The organism is Pseudomonas putida, from assembly GCF_050990305.1.
GTDB classification, from domain to species: domain Bacteria; phylum Pseudomonadota; class Gammaproteobacteria; order Pseudomonadales; family Pseudomonadaceae; genus Aquipseudomonas; species Aquipseudomonas putida_AH.
This window is the reverse complement of sequence record NZ_CP158817.1, coordinates 6380514-6402239: the sequence shown is the minus strand read 5'-3', so window position 1 is coordinate 6402239 and position 21726 is coordinate 6380514. Positions and strand designations below refer to the sequence as shown.

Here is a 21726-nt window from a genome sequence, read left to right as displayed (position 1 = left end):
CGGGTTATTCCGTTTTATTCGGCCACTTGCCGCATGGACATAGGGAATTGGTCTTTTCCGTAACCGCCGGTGCAGTCCGCGATCGTGGTCGCCCCTTTACGGCAACTGATCTTGGGCATCTCGTAAGTGCTGCCATCGGCGCAAACGGCCTGGCCCTGGCTGTCGATGGCCAAGCTGCCACCCTTCATAGTAGCGCTCACTGGCCCGCTGCATTTCGAACCGTCGGCCTGGTGTACGGTGACTTGGCCCTTACCGTCCTTGAGTTGGTATTCCAGACGCAGTGGTTTGCCGGTCCGGCGGTCCTGTATCCCGGCGCCTGCGTTGTACTGACCGTCGAGGAACTTGGCGGCACCGTCGGCGGCGTCTGGCGGGATGGTCAGGGGAGGGCCGGGTTTTTTTGCGGCGGATTTGTCTGCCTCGGGCGATGTGATATCCGGTGGCGCGGTTTTGTTTTCCGGTGGCGCGGTTGGGGATTCAGCGTCCGGCTCTTTGGCTTTGTCTTTGTCTGCCGAGTCTTTGGCTGTGTCCTTGGCTGTGTCTGCGGCCTGGTCGGCCGGTGCTGCATCGGCCTCGTTGCCTTCGACTGCCGGCGTCTCCTCGTCAGGGGTTCCGGTCACGGCGGTACCGGTGCCGTTGGTGGTGCCTACGACGGTGCCGTTCACGGGGACGCCATTGATCGTCGTGACATTACCGGTCAGTGGCGGCTCTTCCAGCTGTTTTTCCACCGGCACAAGGCCTTTGGGTAGCAAATCTACCGCCACCAGCGGAATCGGGACGCATCCTCGCAGGCCGAGCAACAGCCACAAAAGCAGCAGCAGTAACGGCAACAGCAACCACCACCACCAGCGACGCCACCATGGGCGAGTCGCCGCCACGACGGGCGCCACAACAGGCGCTTCGGCGACGGGAGGCAGCGTGAACGCGGGCGGAACTTGATAGAGGCAGTGCAGGGGATCGCTATTGGCATTACCGGCATGTTCGAAACCCCAAAAGGTCAGCACCGGTTTGCCTTGCACCAGATAGACGAAATTTTCGTCGGGGAAATGAATCACACGCTTGAGCAGTTTGCCAAATACGGCTTTGTCGCCTTGCTGCTGTTCGGCCGGATCAGTGCCCAGGAAACGCTGGCTCAATTCTTCGAGCGCGGTCTTGAGGGCTTCTAGCTGGCGACGGGCAGGGGCGCGTTCTTCTTCGGTCGCGCTGGTCCACGGAATCACATCACCGTCGAGAGGGCTGTACCAATCGATCTGGTTACCGAGTTCATCGCTTTGAGGGATGGCCAGATGATCGACCAAATCGGGATTCTTGCGGCGAATGGCTTCGCGCAATTGCAGGGCTGCCCGGTAGACCGGTTGACCTGTTTCGCCCAGGGCAGTGAATGACCCACTCTTGCCGCTGCGTAATAGTGCCCCGCGCATTCAAACTCCCTACGATCCGTTGCGCAAAAATGACAGACACGTATGTCTGTACTTGCTCCTGCAATTAGCGGGTGACCATAGTGTCACTATGATGTCGCCGTCAATCCGCAGAAGGTTTAAACCTTATGAGACTAACGCAAGCATGCGGAGGTTGCATGAGGTCAAATTTAATTAGTTTGGGAAGGTTGGGGCGTCAGCTTTTTTATGCTTAATGAATCGTTTCATTAGCGCTATAAAAATGCACGAGGAGTAACGTGGTCAGTTTGTGCTCGGCCGATACTGCAGTGCCTCAGCCAGATGATCGCGGGTAATGCCATCAACTTGCTCAAGGTCCGCCAGGGTGCGTGACACTTTAAGCAGTCGATGGGCCGCTCGTAGTGACAAGGTCAATCGCTCACACGCCGTTTCCAGCCAGTTTTCGTCGGTTGTGGATAACTTGCAGTGTTCGCGCAAGCCCGGCAGATCAAGGAAAGCGTTCGCGCAGCCCTGGCGTTTTTGTTGTCGTTCTCGGGCGTTGGCAACCAGCGCTGCGGCGGTAGCGGTGTCATCACCGGGTTTGAGTGCAGGGTTCAATGCCGTGGCTTCTCGAGCGACGGTCAGATGCAGGTCTATTCGGTCCAGCAACGGCCCGGACAGTTTGTTGCGGTAACGCTGGACCATGTCCGGCGTGCAACTGCATTTGCCGCTGGGTTCGCCAAGATATCCACAGGGGCACGGATTCATCGCGGCCACCAATTGGAAGCGGGCCGGGAAGCGGACACGGTCCTTGGCGCGGGAGATGACGATGTGACCGGATTCAAGCGGCTCCCTTAACACCTCCAATACCTTGCGATCGAATTCCGGGAGTTCATCGAGAAATAGAACGCCATGGTGGGCGAGGGTTATTTCACCGGGTTGCGGTTTCGAGCCGCCGCCGACCAGTGCCGGCCCTGAGGCTGAATGATGGGGTTGGCGGAAGGGTCTTTGTGGCCATTGGCTCAAAGGCACGCAGCTGGTAACGGATTGAATGGCGGCGACTTCAAGCGCTTCATTTTCGGCCAGCGGTGGGAGCAAACCGGGTAAACGACTCGCCAACAGCGTCTTCCCCGTCCCTGGCGGACCGCTGAACAAGAGGTTGTGAGCCCCCGCTGCCGCAATCAGCAACGCGCGTTTGGCCGAGAGTTGGCCCTGTACTTCGTTCAAGTCAGGATAGGGTTTTCTGGCATAGAGCAAGCCGTTGGAGGCATAGGGCTCAATCGGTGTATGCCCATTGAAATGCGCAACGGCCTCAAGCAGATGATCCACGGCTATCACTTTTAGTCCCGAGGCCAGGCATGCTTCTTCAGCGTTAGCTCGCGGCACCATCAACCAGCGCCCGGCCTTGCGCGCGGCCAGCGCTGCCGGCAAGACCCCACGAACAGCCCGCACGGCACCCGATAACGCCAACTCCCCAAGGCATTCAACATCATCGAGCGTCAGCGTAGGCACCTGCACGCTGGCAGACAGAATCCCCAGGGCAATTGCCAGATCGAACCGTCCCCCATCCTTGGGTAAATCCGCCGGCGCTAGATTCAATGTGATGCGCCGCGCCGGAAACTGCAGCCCCGAATTGATGATCGCGCTGCGCACCCGATCCTTGCTCTCCTTCACTGCCGCTTCGGGCAGGCCGACCATGGTCAGCGACGGCAAGCCATTGGCCAGGTGGACTTCAACGGTGACAGCAGGCGCATCCACGCCAATCTGGGCGCGGCTGTTGACGATGGAGAGGGACATGGTCGTTCCTTGAATTGTACGGGGCCGCTTCCTGCGGGTTTTTGAAGGGTAGTCAGTAGATGGAGATATCGCGTGGTGGAAGGGAAAGTGATTTTTCGCAGGATGTTGCTAGTCATCATGGGGCAGATTGGCAGAAAGAAACCGCCATTCAGGCGGTTTCTTTGGGGCGACTCAGGCTCTTTTACCGGCTAGCAGGCCTGGAGGTTCAAGTTCTTTGCCGTTTGTCGCCGCAACGTCAAGGAATCGTTGTTGATTGGCCGAAATAGTGCCGCCTAGCCGAAATGCTTCAGCATGATATTGAACGATGAGTAACAGCTTGGCTTTTCGCTTTTTGTGAATCATGGACACCTCCTGTGCCTGGGAGTGAAATCGATACTATTAATCGTCCAGGTAAATGCCAAGTCGATTGGTCCTGTCGAAGCTGAATCCCAGACTCTGGTAGTAGGGGACGACATTTGGATCAGGATCCTGAATCTCTATTTCATTGCACCCCAGCATTCGCGCGTAGGTATCTGTAGCCAGCAGCGCCATTGGAGCGATCAAGCCACGAAGAGGATGAGACCGGTCTGGGTGACCCTGCAAAAGAACGATCTTCATGCAGATAGCACTTTTACGTGGAGTGGCATAACACAGACCGCAAAGCTTCTGTTCGTACCAGATCGCCAAATCCAGCCCCTTGGCATCTTTGCACTTCCAATTCGGCACGTTTTCCCAAGGGTAGAGTGCAGTTTCCAACCATGGGAGGCAGGCGCTAATCGCATCCGGAGTTATTGGATCGAACCTGACCGCCTCGGCATGGACTTTCCGGGCTCGAGATTCACAGTCCTTGACGAAGAGCTTATAGGCGATCTTTCTGGCATCTGATTTGTACGTCTGATCTCGAAGTTCGGTGCCTTTCCCTTTTCTTCTCATTGCTAGCGTCTGTTGAATATCAAGGCGAAAAGCGTAAAGAATCGGGTGTGAACTGATAAATCAGGCTAAAGAGCTACTTTTTGTAGGACCGTGCCGAGATAGTTGACGGACGTAGGTGAAAGCTTGCAGATGGTGTTGCCTGATTAAGGTTGCTGCTTATGATCGCGGCTCTATGCAGCCTTGGGAGGTGAAAATGAACCGGAATGGAATGCGCCCGATTCATCCTGGTGAAATCCTCAGTGAAGAGTTTTTGCAGCCATTGGGAATAACAGAAGTGGCGCTGGCTCGCTCGCTGAACGAGCCGCAGGCGCAAATAAGTGATGTTGTAAGGCAGCAACGTGCTGTCAGTGCAGCTTTGGCGAAAAAGCTATCTATCCACCTCAACACCACGCCCGAGTTCTGGCTGAATCTTCAATCGACCTTCGATTTGCGAACAACCAAGATCGAGCGGGGTTGAGCAGCACGAGTTCAATGCGATTGCAGCATCCGCGAAGCTCGCTTCCACCAAGGCGCACTGATCGCACGTCTTGGTTCCTCCCGATCAGGCAACATCTGAGGGACGTCTTGCAGCCGAATCCACGGCTGGTTGTTCCAGTGCAACAAACTCAACGACATGTGCGGCCAATTGAGCAGGCTCAGTTGTGGGCGTTCGGTGGTGGGATGCTGGGCGTCTCGCAGGGTGGGGACGACTACGTGGGTGAGCCATTCGCGCAGGGCTCGGTATTCGGGGCAGTAGTGGTAGACGAGGAGGGCGTAGACGCCGGATTCGCTGATCAGCAGGGTGTTTTCGATTTGGCCGTAGATAAGGGTTTTGGCGGTTTGGTGTTGGTCGGGGTCGAGTTTTCTGAGTTGGCGGTCGTTGAGGTAGAGGCGCAGTAGACGGCCCAGGTCGCGAGCGCTGAACCAGGGTTGGTTTTGCAGGAGTAGGGCGTGAAGAGGGAGTCTGTGGCGGGTGAATACGTGAGGTGTTAGATAGTTTTCGTCCATGATGCAGTTCTCGGGATCAAATGATGAAAACTGCCTCTGATCGTCGCCAAACGAAAAGGGTGGCAGCTATGCGCGGGTTGGCGAACCGGTGCATCCCGAAACCGGCAGACCCGAAGGTCTCCCACGCACAACCGCCATAACTCGAGTTGGGAATAACTCCCTCGTTCGAATGTGGTCGCAGTGTGTCGGGATATTCCAGGTCGCCAAACCCAGGGCTGAGTATTCAGCTGGGGAAGGAGCTTAGAGACCGTATACCTCACGACGCAATCGGACGGCGGATGAGAACTTTGTAGGACGTTGCCGGGATTGTTGCGGGGCTTGGGATCAAAAGATCGCAGCCTGCGGCAGGTCCTACAGGTAAGTCTGAAGGTCGTTCCGACCTTCAATCGCGAGCAGGCTCGCTCCCACAGTGGATTGGGTTTCTACAGTGGGCTCTGCACATTACTCGGTAGGTGGGTTCAGTTTGGCTTCCATTTCGGCGACTTTCGCTTCGAGGCTTTCGAGGCGGGCGCGGGTGCGCGCCAGGACGACCATTTGGCTGTCGAATTCTTCACGGCTCACCAGGTCCAGTTTGCTGAAGGCACTTTGCAGCAGCATCTTGAACTGGCTTTCGATTTCAGCTTTCGGCAGTGGGGTATCACCACTGAAGAGACGGGAGGCTGTGCCGGTCAGGGCGTCGAGGAAGTCTTTGGGCGCGAGCATGGGGGAATGTCCTGGTAACAATGGCGGGCAGTGTATCACGCGGTATCCATAGCCAAATCCGCGGGCAAGGGATGCACGCTTTTCGCGCACACGGACGGACGGCGTCGCACCGTTGTTGTGCGTAACGCGCAGGGTGTTGCTGCGAAGTCGCAGTCATCTGCGGGCAAAGGCTTGAAAACAGTGAAATTTTCAGAGATGGCAAGCTTTCTGCTTAGACCCTCATGACCCATGCACTGATGCAGTCGCCGTGACGAATGCAGTGCGCCAAGCGAAACGCGGGGAGCGTTTGGCAAGGAGCGGTTAGCTGGCGTCGAACGGGCAGGTAAGGCCGACGATGCGTTACAAAGCCAGGCACTGCGCTTAGACTTGAGACGGGTTTGTTTTCCTGGGGCAAGTCCACCAATTCGGGAGAGAGTTTTCATGAAGCTAGTCACTGCCATCATCAAGCCGTTCAAGTTGGACGATGTGCGCGAGTCGTTGTCCGAGATCGGCGTGCAGGGCATTACCGTTACTGAAGTCAAAGGCTTCGGTCGGCAGAAGGGTCACACCGAGCTGTATCGCGGCGCGGAGTACGTGGTCGATTTCCTGCCAAAGGTGAAGATTGATGTCGCCATTGACGACAAAGATCTCGACCGGGTTATCGAGGCGATAACCAAGGCCGCCAACACCGGCAAGATCGGTGACGGCAAGATCTTCGTGGTCAATCTGGAACAGGCGATTCGCATCCGTACCGGCGAAACCGATACCGACGCCATCTAAGCCGCCACAAACCCAACGCCCCAGGAGAAAACAATATGACTCTGCGTAAATTCGCAGGGCTAGGAGCCCTGTTGTCCCTCGTAATGCCCGGCCTGGCCTTGGCGGCAGACGAAGTGGCGGCCCCAGTCCTCAACTCCGGCGACACCGCCTGGATGTTGACCTCCACAGCCCTGGTGCTGTTCATGACCATTCCCGGCCTCGCGCTGTTCTACGGCGGCATGGTTCGGTCGAAAAACATTCTTTCCGTGATGATGCAGTGCTTCGCCATTACCGGTCTGATCAGCGTCCTGTGGGTCATTTATGGCTACAGCATCGCGTTCGACACCACCGGCATGGAGCAGGGCGTCGTCAACTTCAACTCCTTCTTCGGCGGCATGGGCAAGGCATTCCTGGCCGGTGTCACGCCAGCCAGCCTGACCGGCCCGGCGGCGCTGTTTCCTGAAGCGGTGTTCATTACCTTCCAGATGACGTTCGCCATCATCACCCCGGCGCTGATCGTCGGTGCCTTCGCCGAACGTATGAAGTTCTCCGCGATGCTGGTGTTCATGGGCATCTGGTTCACCCTGGTTTACGCGCCGATTGCGCACATGGTTTGGTCCGGCAACGGCGGCCTGATGTGGGACTGGGGCGTGCTGGACTTCGCCGGTGGTACTGTGGTGCACATCAACGCCGGTGTAGCCGGTCTGATCGCCTGCCTGGTATTGGGCAAGCGTAAAGGCTTCCCGACCACCCCGATGGCACCGCACAACCTTGGCTACACCCTGATGGGCGCCGCGATGCTGTGGGTCGGCTGGTTCGGCTTCAACGCCGGCTCCGCAGCTGCCGCCAACGGCACGGCCGGCATGGCGATGCTGGTAACTCAGATCGCCACCGCCGCTGCTGCACTGGGCTGGATGTTCGCCGAGTGGATCACCCACGGTAAACCCAGCGCCCTGGGCATTGCTTCGGGCGTGGTTGCCGGCCTGGTTGCCATCACCCCAGCCGCAGGCACTGTCGGCCCGATGGGTGCCCTGGTGATCGGTCTGTCGGCAGGCGTTGTGTGCTTCTTCTGTGCCACGACCCTGAAACGCAAACTGGGCTATGACGACTCCCTGGACGCCTTCGGTGTACACGGTATCGGCGGTATCCTCGGCGCGATCCTGACCGGTGTCTTCGCCGCACCGTCCCTGGGTGGTTTCGGCACGGTGACCGACATCGCTGCACAAGTCTGGATTCAGTGCAAAGGCGTTGGCTTCACGGTGATTTACACCGCGATCGTCACCTTCATCATCCTCAAGGTGCTGGATGCGGTCATGGGGCTGCGGATCACCGAGGAAGAAGAATCGGTCGGTATCGATCTGGCACTTCACAACGAACGCGGCTACAACTTGTAAGCACGCGCATGAAAAAACTTGCCCGGCTTGCCGGGCATTTTTTTGTCCGCGATTTATTATTGAAAGTGCAGCTGAAAGGTTTTTTTCTTACAGCTTTGTGAACGTTTATGCCGCGTGTTTTTGTGCCGCCGAAGGCTTACAGGATGGAAGGATTATTAGGGCCTTTGCTTTTTCCCAGAGCGCGCTAGAATGCGCCCCGAACGTGCGGAGAACTGTATGTGGCAGCAGACTCTGATAACCCTGCGGGCGAGGCCCCGGGGCTTTCATCTGGTAACGGACGAGTTACTCGCCGGCTTGCCTGAACTCAAGGCGTGCCGGGTCGGTCTGCTGCATTTGTGGCTACAGCATACCTCGGCGTCGTTGACCATCAACGAGAACGCCGATCCGGCGGTACGTCGCGACTTCGAACGATTTTTCAATCGTCTGATCCCACAAGGAACAGACGGCTATGAGCATAACGACGAAGGCCTGGACGACCTCCCGGCGCACTTCAAGGCCAGTGTACTTGGCTGTCAGCTCAGTTTGCCGATCTCGGCAGGCCGACTGGCGTTAGGGACCTGGCAAGGGGTTTACCTGGGCGAGCACCGCGATCATGGCGGTGCCCGCAAAGTCCTCGCCACCGTGCACGGTGAAGGGGCATAACCGCTGGTCACCAGCGGCTGTTGATTTTTTCCGGCAGCCTTCGACAGAGGGCAAAGCTGGGCTATAACTAATCTGCTTTTCGCAAGTCATGAGGTAGAACATGAGCGACGATGATCTGGAAAACGACGACCTCGAAGTAGGCGACGAAGACGATACCGAAGAAGGTCTGGAAGCAGCGGCGGAAGACGTCGCTGAAGACGACGGCGGTGATGCCCCCGTTCCGACCGCCAAAGGCAAGGCCAAGGCTGCGGTATCGGTCGATGAGCTGCCGAGTGTCGAAGCCAAGAATAAAGAACGTGACGCCCTGGCCAAGGCCATGGAAGAGTTCCTGGCTCGTGGTGGCAAGGTGCAGGAAGTGGAGGCCAATGTGGTCGCCGATCCGCCCAAGAAGCCTGACAACAAGTACGGCAGCCGGCCTATCTGAGGTCAGCTACACGCTTGCTGAAAAAGCCCGCCGTCGCTGCGGGCTTTTTCATGTCTGAAACAAACCTTCAGGCTTGACGCACCCTCTTGTAGGAGCCGGCTTGCTGGCGATGGCGACAGGTCAGCCAACATCAATGTTGAATGATAAAACGCTATCGCCAGCAAGCCGGCTCCTACAGGTTCGGTTCTGCGCTGGCGTTCCACAGCGCCAACAACGCCGGCAATTCGGTCAGGCTGCGGATCTCGGCATCCGGCGCGCGCTCGGCCTCCCAGGCTTTGCCCGACGGGTTGAACCAGATTGCACGTAGCCCGGCCTGTTGGGCTCCTGCAATGTCGTCCCCCGGATGATCGCCGATATGCACCGCCGTCTCGGCGGTTGCACCACCGCGCTGCAGGGCTTCGTGGAACAGTCGCGCATCGGGCTTGGCGATGCCGATGTCTTCGGCGCACAAGGCAAACTTGAAATAGTCCGCCAACCCCAACCGCCGTACGTCGGCGTTGCCATTGGTGACCACGCCAAGGGCATAGTGGTTGGCCAGCACTGCCAGGGTCGGTTGCACCTCGGGGAAGATTTCCAGCTGATGGCGGGCATGCAGGAACACTTCGAAACTCTGGTCAGCCAATTCCGAGGCTTGCGCGTGGGTATAACCGGCTTCTTCCAGTGCGTGGAACAACACACGCCGGCGCAGAGCGCTGATGCGGTACTTGAGGCCCGGCTCGATGCCCAGGATGCGTTCACGAATGCTCCACAAATGCTCCACCGGTACGGCACCCAGGTTGGGCGCATGCTCGGTCAGCCATTGGCGCAATACGGCTTCGGCGCTAACGATCACCGGGGCGGTGTCCCACAGCGTGTCGTCGAGGTCGAAGGTGATCAGTTGGATCGTCATGAATCATCGCCCTTAATGCGTTTGGCCCGTGGGTGGGCGCTGTCGTAGACCGTGGCCAGGTGCTGGAAGTCCAGGTGGGTGTAGATCTGCGTGGTCTTGATGTCCGAGTGGCCGAGCAGCTCCTGCACGGCCCGCAGGTCCTGGGAGGACTCCAGCAAATGGCTGGCGAAGGAGTGCCGCAGCATGTGCGGGTGCAGGTTTTGCCCCAGTTCCCGTTCGCCCGCCGCCTTCACGCGTAGCTGTATCGCCCGTGGACCCAGGCGCCGGCCTTGTTGGCTGACAAACACCGCATCATCCGCCGGATTGGCCAGGGCTCGCAGCGCAAGCCAAAGGTCCAGGGCCTCACGAGCCTTTTTGCCCACCGGCAACAGGCGGGTCTTGCTGCCTTTGCCGAGCACCTGGACCATGCCATCAGCCAAATCAATCTGATCCAGATTCAGCCCGGTCAACTCCGACAGGCGCAATCCCGACGAGTAGAACAGTTCCAGAATCGCCTGATCGCGGCGCGCAAGGAAGTCGTCTTCGACGCCGCCTTCCAGCAGTTGCAGTGCGCGGTCGGTGTCGAGGGTTTTCGGCAGGCGGCGTTCGCCCTTGGGCGGCGACAGGCCGTTGGCGGGATCGTGGTCGCAGAGGCCTTCGCGATTCAGGTAATGATAGAGGCCGCGCACCGCTGACAGCAGCCGCGCCAGGCTGCGGGAGGATTGGCCTTGTGCATGGAGGCGGGCGATCAGGCTGCGCAGGCGCTGGATATCCAGTGCCGCCCAGCTGCCGATGTTCTGTTTCACGCACCAGTCCAGCACTTTGTCGAGGTCGCGACGGTAGGCCGACAACGTGTGCGGTGACACCTGCCGCTCACTGCGCAGGTGTTCGCAGTAAGCGTCCAGTTGCCTTTCCATGTTCAGCGTACCGAGCGCAGTGAGCTGTTGATTCGTGGCAACACGCGGCCCATGACTTCGGCGATATAGCTCAGGAACAGCGTGCCCACCGAGCTTTTGTAGTGCTGCGGGTCACGGCTGGCGATGGCCAGGATGCCGTGGATGCCCTGGTGACTGATGGCGACGACGGCGGTAGAGCCGATCTGCTTGCGCTGTTCTTCACCGAACAGGAAGTCCAGCTCATGCTCGCGCAGGGTGCCGCTGACGCTTTTTTCTTCCTGCAGCAAACCGCCAATTGCCACTTGGGCCTCGGCGTGGGTCACCCATCGGCCGACCGGCATCGGATTGTCGCCGAGCAGGATGAGGCTGACGAAGGGCACCTGGAAGTCTTGGCGCAGGCTGTCCTCGACGCACATCACCACATCTTCCAGGGTGTTGGCGTCCATCAGCGCAAGGATCAGGCGACGGGTCTTATCGAAGAGACGGTCGTTGTCGCGGGCCACGTCCATCAAGTGTGAGAGGCGGTGCCGCAACTCGATGTTGCGGTCGCGCAGGATGGTCATCTGCCGCTCGACCAGCGACACGGTATCGCCGCGTCGATGGGGAATGCGCATGGCCGGCAGTAGTTCTTCGTGCTCGACAAAGAAATCCGGATGAGCCTCCAGGTACGCGGCAATCGCCGCCGCCTCCAGGCTTTCGGACGCTGATTCGTCGGGCTTGCGGGCGGGTACCTGTGGCTTATCGGTCATGGCTTTGGCTCACTCAAAGACGCACTTGTCCTTCGTATACGCGTACTGCCGGGCCGGTCATCATGACCGGTTGGCCAGGGCCTGCCCATTCAATGGACAGGCGCCCGCCAGGCAGGTCGATCAATAGCGGCGAATCCATCCACCCCTGGCTGATCGCGGCCACTGCGGCGGCACAGGCGCCGGTTCCGCAGGCCTGGGTTTCCCCGGCGCCGCGCTCCCAGACGCGCAGTTGTGCGCGACCCCGGTCGATAACCTGGAGAAAACCGACATTGACCCGCGCGGGGAAGCGCGGGTGATGTTCGATTTTCGGCCCCAGTTCATGCACCGGTGCATTGTTGATGTCGCTGACCCGCAGCACGGCGTGAGGGTTACCCATGGACACCGCGGCCAGATCGACCGCTGTGCCGTCGACGTCGACTTGATAGCTCAGGGCTTGCTCTGGCGCCTGGAACGGAATGTCGGCCGGCACCAGGCGCGGTGCGCCCATGTTTACGCCGATCTGCCCGTCGTTGCGCACATCCAGCTCGATGATGCCGCTCTTGGTTTCGACGCGGATCTGCCGTTTCGTGGTCAGGCGCTTGTCGAGCACGAAGCGGGCGAAACAGCGCGCACCGTTGCCGCACTGTTCCACTTCCGAGCCATCTGAGTTGAAGATCCGATAGCGGAAATCCACGTCCGGGTTACTCGGCGCCTCGACGATCAGCAACTGGTCGAAACCGATGCCGGTGTGCCGGTCGCCCCACAGCTTGGCGTGCTTGGGCAGAATGTGCGCGTGCTGGCTGACCAGGTCGAGAACCATGAAGTCATTGCCCAAGCCGTGCATCTTGGTAAAACGCAGCAGCATGGTTTTACTCCGGCAGCAGGCTTTCGCCAGCATACAACTCGGCTACCGTTTCACGGCGACGCACTTCAAAAGCCTGATCACCGTCCACCAACACTTCGGCGGCACGGCCGCGGGTGTTGTAGTTGGAGCTCATGACAAACCCGTAGGCACCGGCCGAATGCACGGCCAGCAGATCGCCCTCTTCCAGGGCCAGCTCACGCTCCTTGGCCAGGAAGTCGCCGGTCTCGCAGATCGGGCCGACGATGTCGTAGGTCCGGGCAGGGGTGCTGCGCGGGCGCACGGCCGTGACGTCCATCCAGGCCTGGTACAGCGCCGGGCGGATCAGGTCGTTCATGGCGGCGTCGACGATGGCGAAGTCTTTGTGCTCGGTGTGCTTGAGGTACTCGACCTGGGTCAACAGCACGCCGGCGTTGGCCACGATGAAGCGGCCCGGTTCGAACACCAGTGCCAGGTCGCGACCGTCGAGACGCTCGCGCACGGCTTTGATGTAGTCGCCGGCCAATGGCGGCTCTTCATCGCGATAGCGCACACCCAAACCGCCACCGAGGTCGATGTGGCGCAGGTAGATACCGCAGTCGCCGAGGCGGTCGACCAAGCCCAGCAGGCGATCGAGCGCATCAATGAAGGGTGGCAGGGTGGTCAGTTGCGAACCGATATGGCAATCGACGCCGACCACTTCCAGGTTCGGCAGCTGCGCGGCACGCACGTACACATCTTCGGCGTCGGCGATGGCGATGCCGAACTTGTTCTCTTTGAGACCGGTGGAAATGTACGGATGGGTGCCGGCGTCGACGTCCGGGTTAACACGCAGCGAGATCGGCGCGCGAACGCCCAGCTCGGCGGCTACGACTTGTAGGCGTTCCAGCTCGTCAGTGGATTCGACGTTGAAGCAGTGCACGCCGACTTCGAGGGCGCGACGCATGTCGTCACGGGTCTTGCCGACGCCGGAGAACACGATCTTGTCGGCGCTGCCGCCAGCGGCCAGTACGCGTTCGAGTTCGCCACGGGAAACGATGTCGAAACCGGCGCCCAGACGCGCCAGGACATTCAGTACACCCAGGTTGGAGTTGGCCTTGACCGCGAAGCAAACCAGGTGCGGCATGCCGGCCAGCGCATCGGCGTAAGCCAGGTATTGGGCTTCGATGTGGGCACGGGAATAAACGTAGGTGGGTGTACCAAAGCGATCGGCGATGGCAGACAGGGCAACACCTTCCGCGAACAGTTCACCGTCACGGTAGTTAAAAGCGTCCATGAGGTTCCCTTATTGGTAGACGTCGTGCTTGTGTGCTTTGGACGGTTGCTTTTGCGAGGACTGGGCCTGCTGTGCAGGGTCCTGGTCTTCGTCGGGCAGGTACAGCGGGCCTTTTTGACCGCAGGCCGACACCAGGCAGGCAACCGCGAGGAGCGCAGCAAGGGAAGAGATCAGGCGCTTCATGGCGAAATCCTTGAAAATGCATTAATTGCGCCGGAGTATACCGGCCACCCGACAGCTTGCCTATGCGAGGGGGCTCCCGTCCGGCGGGGCTTGGCCGATGCCGCTAGTCATATGCAATCTATTGTGGGAGCGGGCTTGTGTGGCGAGGGAGCTTGCTCCCGTTCGGCTGCGAAGCAGACGCAAAGCTTTTGGGGCCACTTCGCGACCCAGCGGGAGCAAGCTCCCTCGCCACACAAGCCCGCTCCCACAGGTACAGTGTTGTAAGTTCCTGGGCGTTATCCTTTGCAATCGACGAGGCTCGGCCGTATCTTGCGGCGCTTGAGCCTGATCAGACACTTTTTGAGGTTGCCGTAATGAGTTTGTCCGAAGCGCGTTTCCACGACCTGGTCGATGCCACCCAGCAAACCCTGGAGGACATCTTTGAAGACAGCGACCTGGACATCGATCTGGAGAGCTCGGCCGGTGTGCTGACCGTCAAGTTCGAAAACGGCAGCCAATTGATTTTCAGTCGTCAGGAGCCGCTGCGGCAGTTGTGGCTGGCGGCGGTATCCGGTGGCTTCCACTTCGATTACGACGAAGAGAGCGAGCGCTGGATGTGCGACAAGAGCGAAGAACAACTGGGTGAAATGCTCGAGCGTATCGTTCAGCAACAGGCCGGTGTCGAATTCGACTTCGAAGGCCTGTGAGCTCGTGACCCAGCCAGCGCCTGTCCGCGCGCCCAAGCCGCTCTACAGCAATGTCAGCCCGGCGGTGCCCTCGCCGTGCAGCGGTGTGTGCCGGCTGGACGAACAGAAAGTCTGCCTCGGGTGTTTCCGCCATGTCGAAGACATCCGCGAATGGCGCTCGGCCGATGACGAGCGGCGGCGGGTGATTTGCGAGCAGGCACTGCACCGTAAATCCTGCACCTGACTAAAACCCCTGTAGGAGCTGAGCTTGCTCGCGATGGCGGTGTGTCTGGCAAAAAATCTGCCGACTGATACACCGCCATCGCGAGCAAGCTCAGCTCCTACAGAGGGGCGATGACCGCCGGGTGGCAGCTTGTATATTTTTTGAGCTGTGATAGTGTCCGGATACGCCTCAACCCATCGAGGCTTGTGAAAACCCCGCCTTTTTCTGGCGGGGTTTTGCTTTTTTCGTGCAGAAGAAAGGAGTCTGCCCTGATCATGACCGCACCTTCCATCACCCTTACCCGTCTGGACGTTCAACGTCTGGAGCGTCTGATCGACAGCCTGGATGAAACGCTGCCGGGCGTCATCGCGTTGCAAACCGAACTGGACCGCGCCGATACGCTGGTCAGCCACGATGAAGTGCCCGCCGATGTCGTGACCATGAATTCGCGCGTGCATTGCCGCGAAGAGATCAGCGGCAAGGACTATCACCTGACCCTGGTTTACCCCAAGGATGCCAATGCCGACGAAGGCAAGATTTCCATCCTGGCCCCGGTGGGCAGCGCATTGCTTGGCTTGAAAGTGGGTCAGCATATCGACTGGCCGGCACCGGGTGGCAAGACGCTGAAACTGACTCTGCTTGAAGTCGAATCCCAGCCAGCCAATGGCGGCGACTTCCCGGAGTGACGACCGCTCAGACCTGCTCGAGCGCCTCGTTCAATGCGTGCTCCAGCTCGGCCTTGTAACGCAGATACAAATTGCTTGAGCCCTGACCATCACCGAGCAGGCCCGACAGGTCCAAGTCGGTGATGTAGCAGCGATAGCGTTGGGGCTCACGACGCTGCTCGACGATTTCCCGGGCGACCACTGTGAACAGCTGGTCGCCATGCTCCAGTTCTGAAAACTCCCGCTGATTGCAATACAACGAGACTTGCACCTTGCCCTGTGCGGCTTTGCCGACGATCGCCTGTACGTCATAGAAGGGCTTATTGACTGGCGTCTGCGGTGCCGGGCGAGCCTCGACCCGACGTGCCCGGCCGGTGCCTGAGGGCAGGAGCTGGTAATACAGGGTCTCCAGCCCCCTGGGCTGGGCTGTGTCCATCGGCAGCAAGGCATCGCGTCGATATTGAATCGATTGCAGGAACCGTTGCAGAGGAACCAGCAGGCTCTGTTCGTCATGCCACGGCAAGCGCTGCTGCCACAGGGCGTTGAACTCATCGAGCACATACAGATCAGCCTGGTCTTCGTTGATCCGGTAGTACACCTGGATGCAATCTGGCTGCCCCATGGGCAGCAGCAGCGCGAGGTCGTGGTCTTCCAGTGCCATCGGGTCCAGATGCAACGGGCTGTAGCTGGCCAGTTCTTCGCTCAGGTAATCGACCAGCGCCGGCAATGTTCCCAGGGCGACATGATTGACTTGGCCGGGCACCAGCTCCAGCACGTGGTAATGCTGCTGGACCTGAATCAGGTAGCGATGATTGAGTTTGCTCAGCAGCAGGTTCTGCGCGGTGTCGATGATCCCTTCGACGCGCTGGGCAATGAACTGCGCGCGGTTGTGGCAGAAGCAGCGTACGCGCAGCCGGGGCTGCTGCGGGCTGTCCGGCAGGTTGTTGAGATAATCGCGCAGGCAGTCGAGCAGGGCATGGGGACCGTCGAAGCGATTGACCAGCACTTCGTTCCAGCTGTTGAGCGTGACCTGATCCAGGGTTAGTACCAGGTTCTCCCTGACCCCTGCGTAGCTCAAGGAATCGGTGCGCTCGGTGGTCATCAGGATGTTCAGGTCGCGGTGGTGCTTGAGCGGGTCAATGCCGATGTTCACCAGAATCAGCACTTCGCTGGGCATGCTGGCCCGCAGCAAGGGGTCTTCGGCGACAGTCGGCAGAGGCAGGGGAATGCTCTGTTGCAGGCTGCCGAGCAGGTTGAACAGTTCGAACTCACTCAGGTCGCTGCTGCCCGGGTGCAAGGCCAGGCGGGTGCTGCTGTCGATTACGCCATTACGGTGGCACCAGGTGAGCAATTCGAGCAAATGGCGGCTGCGCTTGATCGGGGCGAAGTGCTCCCACTCCAGGGCGGTCAGGTTGCCGTTGTACAGGCCCCACTGAGATTGTCCCGGTTCCTTTTTGTTGGCTGCATGCACCAGTGTCAAGGTGTCTTCGGCCAAGTCCTGGGCAATGCCTGGGTTGATGAACTCGACCTTGTCTGCCTTGCGCTCGAAGGCTGCGTACAGGCGTCGGCCCAGTATGCTGAGATCACGCTTGTTGATCAGGCTGACAGTCTGTTCGTTACGGGCGAATTGGGTCAGGAATCGGTAACTGTAATTGAGCTCGTTGACCAGCGCCCGGCGCTCGGAGCTGACCTGACGGACCTTCCACTGGCTGCGGCTGTCGAGCAGGGCCAACTGGCGTTGGTCCCAATGCCACTCTTGGGTCAGGCGCTCCAATAGCGTGCGCTGCCAGCTTTGGGTGCGACTGTTGCCGGTGAGTTTGCGATTGACCTTCAGGTACAACGCGCGCCGTACCAGTTCCAGCCGTTCCGGCTCGTTGCGGGCAATGAGGTATTCCTCGATGCGCCGGTAAACCACGACGTACGGATCCAGCTCATCCAGATCGAGCCGGTTGGCGAACACTGCCTGTTTGAAGCGCAGGCTCAGGCACTGGACCCGTGGGTGTTCGCTGGCGTACACCTCGGTCAGCAACAGCTTCAGGACCGATTTGTAAGGGGATTCGATGCCCTTGAACAATTGCCACAATCCGGCACCGATAAATTCGCCAGGCGGAATATAGGCGAGGTTTCCCAAATCGAGGGTTTCGTCGGCGCGAATGAAACGCTTGGATATCAGTGTATGGGTGTATCGGTCGTAGCTCGCTTCTTCATAGACCGGCACCAGCCACCAGATCGGCGTGCGCCCGGCCAGCCAGATGGCAGTGCGGTAAAACTCATCCAGCAGCAAATAGTGCTGGGTGGTGCCGCAATTTTCGGAGCTGAGTTGATTATCGCGCTCGCCCCGCACGAAACGCGCCGGGTCGATCAGGAAAAAGTGCGCCTCGGCGCCCTGGCTGGCAGCCCAGGCTTCGAGCAGTTGGCATTTTTTGCGCAGTTCAGCCAGTTCGTGCTCTCTCAAATCCGAACCATGGCAAACCCACACATCCATATCGCTTTGATCGGCTTGGGCCAGGGTGCCGAGGCTGCCCATCAGGAACAGGCCGTGAATCGGGCGTGGCGGATTGCTGCCGTGGCGGGGCTTATAGGAAAACGAGCGGGTCAGGCGTTGGGCTTCGGCGAGGACGTTGGCGTCTGGTTCGAAATTCGACAATCCAGCCGGCGTGCTGCCTGAAACGTAACCCGGCAACAACGGATGATTGACGTGAAAAAACAGTGGCAGGAGGTTAAGCACGCCTTGCTGACGAGGCGACAACCCTTCCATGGCGCGCGCCATCCGGCCTTCATTGAGCTTTAGAAAACGTGTGCGCAGTTGGCTGAGAACCTTGCGGTCGATTCCCTCGTCCAGATCGGGGCGGATTTCATGGGTGCGGATCATGTCAGCTCAAACCGGCTCGCAGGCTCGGACACAGGGGCTCTCGGGTGAGGGGAGTTTAGCGCCTCGCCCCCGGGACATTTAAGCTGATTTTATTTTTTTGGCGCCAGATTTCTATCGTGTGGCGACAACAAACCACAATCTGCGCCCGCGGAAATCCTCAGGCAGGATTTCCGTGAGCGATGCAGGGGGAACTTAGGCTGTTTCTTCGGCTTTCAGAATGGTGAGTACGGTTTGCACATTCTGTGCGGCATCACGACCCAGACTGGTGAGATAGCCGCCATCTGGCTGGTCGATCAGGTCCTTTTCAAATAAGCGTTTGGCTGCGGCGATGGCTTGCGGGGCAGCGGTCTGATGAATTTTCAAACCTTCCTGGGAACTGTCCAGGTTGAAGAGTGCGAGGATTTCCAGTTCGGCAACCAGCTCAGGGGTAAGCGACATAAGGACTCCAGACTTTCTAGGAATTAGAAAACAGCGCCCCTAAGGTGAACCCGCTGGTGCGGCATGTCCAGTGCTCGCAGTAGCCTTTTTTCACAACGGATGCACTCCATGGGATCCGGTAACTGTAGGAGCGAGGCTTGCCCGCGAAGAACGATAATGCGGTTTTCATATGGACCGGGTGACAGCTTCGCGGGCAAGCCTCGCTCCTACGGGACGTAAGGTTATTTCTTTTCCGGCGGCAGTTCGGGCAATGCACGCAACGCCGCTTCATACCACTCGGTATCGAACGCGCGGTCTTCTTCGAGGATCGCGTCGATTTCCACCGCGAGTACGTGGGCCATCAGGTTGAGAATCTCCTCGCGCTCGTAACCCACCAGTGTCAGCTTGTTAAAGGTTGCCTTGGCCGCTGGCGGGTTTTCGCTTTCGATCTGGTTTTCGATGGCTTCGATCAGCGTGTTCTCGGCGAACTCTTCTTCGTCGATGTCGTCTTGGCTGGTGCCGGGGGTTGGCTCGCTCATGGCAGGCTCCTCAAGGAAAGGTGGCCAGTTTACCCGCATTCAGGGCTGTGATGCTGCTGGCAAGAAAGCCTTGGGCGTTCTATAAACAGGCACTGCCCACCCCGCACGGCCTGGAGGCTTTGTGATGATTCAGCTTTATGGTTTCTCCGTCAGCAATTACTACAACATGGTCAAGTTGGCGCTGTTGGAAAAAGGATTGCCCTTCGAAGAAGTGCCGTTCTACGGCGGCCAGACCCCTGAGGCGTTGGCCATCAGTCCTCGCGGGAAGGTCCCGGTGTTGAAAACAGCGAAGGGATTCATCAATGAAACCATGGTGATCCTCGACTACATCGAACAGACCCAGAAAGGCACGCCGCTGCTACCCAATGATGCGTTCGAGCGTTCACAGGTGCTGGCGCTGGCCAAGGAAATCGAGCTGTACATCGAGCTGCCGGCACGCGCCTGCTACCCCGAAGCATTTTTCGGCGCGACAGTGCCGGATGCCATTAAGGAAAAGACCAAGGCCGAGTTGCTGCTGGGCATCGCGTCCCTGAGTCGTCACGGCAAGTTCAGCCCCTATGTGGCGGGCGACAGTTTGAGCGTGGCGGACCTGTATTTCCTGTACAGCGTGCCGCTGGCTTATGGCGTGGCGAAGAAATTGTTTGGAATCGATCTGTTGGCTGAGCTGCCGGGAGCCAGGTCGCTGCTGGAGCGCCTGGAGCAGAACCCGAACGTCCAGCGGATCGCGGCGGACAAGGAAGCGGCGATGCCGGCGTTCATGGCGATGATCGCGAGCAAGAAATAGATTCGTAGTGTTCTGAAATCAGTATTCGCGGGCAAGCCTCGCTCCTACAGGATTCGAGTGATCTGTAGGAGCGAGGCTTGCCCGCGAAGCTTTTAGCGGTTGGCGAGCAAGGCCTGGCCACGCACGACAGCAGCTTTCACCTGCGCCGGCGCCGTACCGCCGATGTGGTTACGGGCGTTGACCGAGCCTTCCAGGGTCAGCACGGCGAAGACGTCCTGGTCGATCTGATCGCTGAACTTACGCAGTTCTTCGAGGCTCATTTCCGCCAGATCCTTGCCGCTTTCCACGCCGTATTTCACGGCATGGCCAACGATTTCGTGGCAGTCACGGAACGGCAGGCCGCGACGTACCAGGTAGTCGGCCAGGTCGGTGGCGGTGGAGAAGCCGCGCAGGGCCGCTTCGCGCATCATGGCGTGCTTGGGTTTGATCGCCGGGATCATGTCGGCAAAGGCCCGCAGTGAGTCGCGCAAGGTGTCGGCAGCGTCGAACAGCGGTTCCTTGTCTTCCTGGTTGTCCTTGTTGTAGGCCAGAGGCTGGCCCTTCATCAGGGTCAGCAGGCCCATCAGGGCGCCGAATACACGGCCGGACTTGCCACGCACCAGCTCCGGCACGTCCGGGTTTTTCTTTTGCGGCATGATCGAACTGCCGGTGCAGAAACGGTCCGGCAGATCGATGAACTGGAACTGCGCGCTGGTCCACAGCACCAGCTCTTCGGAGAAGCGCGACAGGTGCATCATCGCGATGCTGGCGGCCGAGCAGAATTCGATGGCGAAGTCACGATCGGACACGTTGTCCAGGGAATTGCCGCCAACGGCGTCAAAACCCAGCAGTTGAGCCGTGTACTCACGGTCGATCGGGTAGGTGGTGCCCGCCAGTGCAGCGCTGCCCAATGGCATGCGGTTGGTGCGCTTGCGGCAGTCGACCAAGCGCTCGTAATCGCGGCTGAGCATTTCGAACCACGCCAGCATGTGGTGCCCGAAGGTCACTGGTTGCGCGGTTTGCAGGTGGGTGAAGCCCGGCATGATGCTGCCCGCTTCGCGCTCGGCCTGCTCCAGCAGACCTTTTTGCAGGCGGGTGATTTCACCCAGGATCAGGTCGATCTCGTCGCGCAGCCACAGGCGAATGTCGGTGGCGACCTGGTCGTTGCGGCTGCGGCCGGTGTGCAGCTTTTTACCGGTCACGCCGATACGGTCGGTCAGGCGTGCCTCGATGTTCATGTGTACGTCTTCCAGGTCGACGCGCCAGTCGAACTGGCCGGCCTCGATTTCACCCTGGATGGTCTTCAGGCCATCGATGATGCTGTCGCGCTCGGCATCCGTCAGCACGCCGACCTTGGCCAGCATGGTGGCGTGGGCGATCGAGCCCATGATGTCGTGGCGATACAGGCGCTGGTCGAAGGTGACGGAGGCGGTGAAGCGGGCGACGAAGGCGTCGACGGGTTCACTGAAGCGGCCGCCCCAGGACTGATTGGTCTTGTCAGTGCTCATGAATTCGCTCGTATCGGCTGGTAAAAAATGGCGTTGAATGCTGCGGCGGATAATAACAGGGTTGCCAAGGCTGTCGTTGACACTGGTCGACTGGTTTTTACTGCGCCCTCTCTGGACCTGTAGGAGCGAGCCTGCTCGCGATGAACCTGCAGGCGACGGGTGTATCCAGCAAGCCCACGTTATCGTTAACGCCCATCGCGAGCGGGTTCGCTCCTACCGTTTCCCGGGTTTGGTGCAACGATATTTTTCATTTGGGCGCTATCGCCCCGGCAACCGTCTACAGTTGGACAGTAGGATCAGCGCACTTCTCGGT

25 protein-coding genes are annotated in these 21726 nt (G+C 59.3%); 9 read left to right on the top strand and 16 right to left on the bottom strand.

The window, feature by feature from the left end; all coding sequences use genetic code 11:
- Positions 1 to 14 precede the first annotated feature (14 nt).
- The 4 genes from ABTV22_RS29185 to ABTV22_RS29170 form a co-directional block, all read right to left on the bottom strand.
- Positions 15 to 1418: an SrfA family protein gene (locus ABTV22_RS29185; RefSeq protein ID WP_433737805.1), complete on the bottom strand. Its 1404-nt coding sequence runs from the start codon at positions 1416 to 1418 to the stop codon at positions 15 to 17.
- A 258-nt stretch (positions 1419 to 1676) separates the two neighbouring features.
- Entirely contained in the window at positions 1677 to 3170 is a 1494-nt protein-coding gene (locus tag ABTV22_RS29180; protein WP_433737804.1) for a YifB family Mg chelatase-like AAA ATPase, read from the bottom strand.
- A gap of 171 nt (positions 3171 to 3341) precedes the next feature.
- Positions 3342 to 3512, bottom strand: coding sequence for a hypothetical protein (locus ABTV22_RS29175; protein ID WP_433737803.1), 171 nt, complete (start codon positions 3510 to 3512; stop codon positions 3342 to 3344).
- Positions 3513 to 3548: 36 nt separating this feature from the next.
- Positions 3549 to 4082, bottom strand: a complete 534-nt coding sequence (locus ABTV22_RS29170) for an N-acetyltransferase (RefSeq protein ID WP_433737802.1) — start codon at positions 4080 to 4082, stop codon at positions 3549 to 3551.
- A gap of 193 nt (positions 4083 to 4275) precedes the next feature.
- On the opposite strand from ABTV22_RS29170, the gene ABTV22_RS29165 reads away from it, so the two are divergent.
- Positions 4276 to 4539 (top strand): HigA family addiction module antitoxin, encoded by a 264-nt coding sequence (locus ABTV22_RS29165; protein WP_433737801.1) that lies wholly within the window; start codon positions 4276 to 4278, stop codon positions 4537 to 4539.
- 11 nt (positions 4540 to 4550) lie between these two features.
- Here the strand turns inward: ABTV22_RS29165 and ABTV22_RS29160 are convergent, their stop codons facing one another.
- Together ABTV22_RS29160 and ABTV22_RS29155 are read right to left on the bottom strand one after the other, a co-directional pair.
- The gene (locus tag ABTV22_RS29160; RefSeq protein ID WP_433737800.1) at positions 4551 to 5069 is read right to left on the bottom strand and encodes a BRO-N domain-containing protein; all 519 of its coding nucleotides are present in this window, start codon (positions 5067 to 5069) and stop codon (positions 4551 to 4553) included.
- 441 nt (positions 5070 to 5510) lie between these two features.
- Positions 5511 to 5771 (bottom strand): accessory factor UbiK family protein, encoded by a 261-nt coding sequence (locus tag ABTV22_RS29155; RefSeq protein ID WP_433737799.1) that lies wholly within the window; start codon positions 5769 to 5771, stop codon positions 5511 to 5513.
- Positions 5772 to 6191: 420 nt separating this feature from the next.
- On the opposite strand from ABTV22_RS29155, the gene glnK reads away from it, so the two are divergent.
- From glnK to sutA, 4 genes are all read left to right on the top strand, one after another.
- Entirely contained in the window at positions 6192 to 6530 is a 339-nt protein-coding gene (gene glnK, locus ABTV22_RS29150; RefSeq protein ID WP_002555808.1) for a P-II family nitrogen regulator, read from the top strand.
- Between the two features lie 35 nt (positions 6531 to 6565).
- Positions 6566 to 7903, top strand: a complete 1338-nt coding sequence (locus tag ABTV22_RS29145; RefSeq protein ID WP_433737798.1) for an ammonium transporter — start codon at positions 6566 to 6568, stop codon at positions 7901 to 7903.
- Between the two features lie 216 nt (positions 7904 to 8119).
- A complete protein-coding gene (locus ABTV22_RS29140; RefSeq protein WP_007989493.1) occupies positions 8120 to 8545 on the top strand; it encodes a secondary thiamine-phosphate synthase enzyme YjbQ in 426 nt (141 codons plus the stop codon).
- A 100-nt stretch (positions 8546 to 8645) separates the two neighbouring features.
- On the top strand, positions 8646 to 8969 hold the full coding sequence (sutA, locus tag ABTV22_RS29135) for a transcriptional regulator SutA (protein WP_175387312.1): 324 nt from the start codon (positions 8646 to 8648) through the stop codon (positions 8967 to 8969).
- Between the two features lie 172 nt (positions 8970 to 9141).
- On the opposite strand, the gene ABTV22_RS29130 is transcribed toward sutA, so the two are convergent.
- From ABTV22_RS29130 to lptM, 6 genes are read right to left on the bottom strand one after another with little or no spacing between them, the layout of a single operon-like run.
- A complete protein-coding gene (locus tag ABTV22_RS29130) occupies positions 9142 to 9858 on the bottom strand; it encodes an HAD family hydrolase (RefSeq protein WP_433737797.1) in 717 nt (238 codons plus the stop codon).
- The gene (xerC, locus tag ABTV22_RS29125) at positions 9855 to 10754 is read right to left on the bottom strand and encodes a tyrosine recombinase XerC (protein WP_433737796.1); all 900 of its coding nucleotides are present in this window, start codon (positions 10752 to 10754) and stop codon (positions 9855 to 9857) included. Before xerC ends, ABTV22_RS29130 begins: the two co-directional genes overlap by 4 nt.
- A gap of 2 nt (positions 10755 to 10756) precedes the next feature.
- Entirely contained in the window at positions 10757 to 11482 is a 726-nt protein-coding gene (locus ABTV22_RS29120; protein WP_433737795.1) for a DUF484 family protein, read from the bottom strand.
- 13 nt (positions 11483 to 11495) lie between these two features.
- Positions 11496 to 12326, bottom strand: coding sequence for a diaminopimelate epimerase (gene dapF, locus ABTV22_RS29115; RefSeq protein ID WP_433737794.1), 831 nt, complete (start codon positions 12324 to 12326; stop codon positions 11496 to 11498).
- A 4-nt stretch (positions 12327 to 12330) separates the two neighbouring features.
- Positions 12331 to 13578, bottom strand: a complete 1248-nt coding sequence (lysA, locus tag ABTV22_RS29110) for a diaminopimelate decarboxylase (protein ID WP_433737792.1) — start codon at positions 13576 to 13578, stop codon at positions 12331 to 12333.
- Positions 13579 to 13587: 9 nt separating this feature from the next.
- Entirely contained in the window at positions 13588 to 13761 is a 174-nt protein-coding gene (gene lptM / locus ABTV22_RS29105; protein ID WP_433737791.1) for an LPS translocon maturation chaperone LptM, read from the bottom strand.
- A gap of 353 nt (positions 13762 to 14114) precedes the next feature.
- Here lptM and cyaY point away from each other — a divergent pair, with 353 nt between their 5' ends.
- From cyaY to rnk, 3 genes are all read left to right on the top strand, one after another.
- Positions 14115 to 14447, top strand: coding sequence for an iron donor protein CyaY (gene cyaY / locus ABTV22_RS29100; RefSeq protein ID WP_433737789.1), 333 nt, complete (start codon positions 14115 to 14117; stop codon positions 14445 to 14447).
- A gap of 4 nt (positions 14448 to 14451) precedes the next feature.
- Positions 14452 to 14670: a DUF1289 domain-containing protein gene (locus ABTV22_RS29095; protein ID WP_433737788.1), complete on the top strand. Its 219-nt coding sequence runs from the start codon at positions 14452 to 14454 to the stop codon at positions 14668 to 14670.
- Positions 14671 to 14924: 254 nt separating this feature from the next.
- On the top strand, positions 14925 to 15335 hold the full coding sequence (gene rnk, locus ABTV22_RS29090; RefSeq protein WP_433737787.1) for a nucleoside diphosphate kinase regulator: 411 nt from the start codon (positions 14925 to 14927) through the stop codon (positions 15333 to 15335).
- 7 nt (positions 15336 to 15342) lie between these two features.
- Here rnk and ABTV22_RS29085 read toward each other — a convergent pair whose 3' ends face one another.
- The 3 genes from ABTV22_RS29085 to ABTV22_RS29075 form a co-directional block, all read right to left on the bottom strand.
- Entirely contained in the window at positions 15343 to 18186 is a 2844-nt protein-coding gene (locus ABTV22_RS29085; RefSeq protein WP_433737785.1) for a class I adenylate cyclase, read from the bottom strand.
- A gap of 192 nt (positions 18187 to 18378) precedes the next feature.
- Entirely contained in the window at positions 18379 to 18624 is a 246-nt protein-coding gene (locus tag ABTV22_RS29080; protein WP_433737784.1) for a TIGR02647 family protein, read from the bottom strand.
- 221 nt (positions 18625 to 18845) lie between these two features.
- Positions 18846 to 19142: a hypothetical protein gene (locus tag ABTV22_RS29075; protein WP_433737783.1), complete on the bottom strand. Its 297-nt coding sequence runs from the start codon at positions 19140 to 19142 to the stop codon at positions 18846 to 18848.
- A gap of 124 nt (positions 19143 to 19266) precedes the next feature.
- On the opposite strand from ABTV22_RS29075, the gene ABTV22_RS29070 reads away from it, so the two are divergent.
- On the top strand, positions 19267 to 19926 hold the full coding sequence (locus ABTV22_RS29070) for a glutathione S-transferase (protein WP_433737781.1): 660 nt from the start codon (positions 19267 to 19269) through the stop codon (positions 19924 to 19926).
- 92 nt (positions 19927 to 20018) lie between these two features.
- Here the strand turns inward: ABTV22_RS29070 and argH are convergent, their stop codons facing one another.
- A complete protein-coding gene (argH, locus tag ABTV22_RS29065) occupies positions 20019 to 21413 on the bottom strand; it encodes an argininosuccinate lyase (protein ID WP_433737780.1) in 1395 nt (464 codons plus the stop codon).
- Between the last annotated feature and the right edge of the window lie 313 nt (positions 21414 to 21726).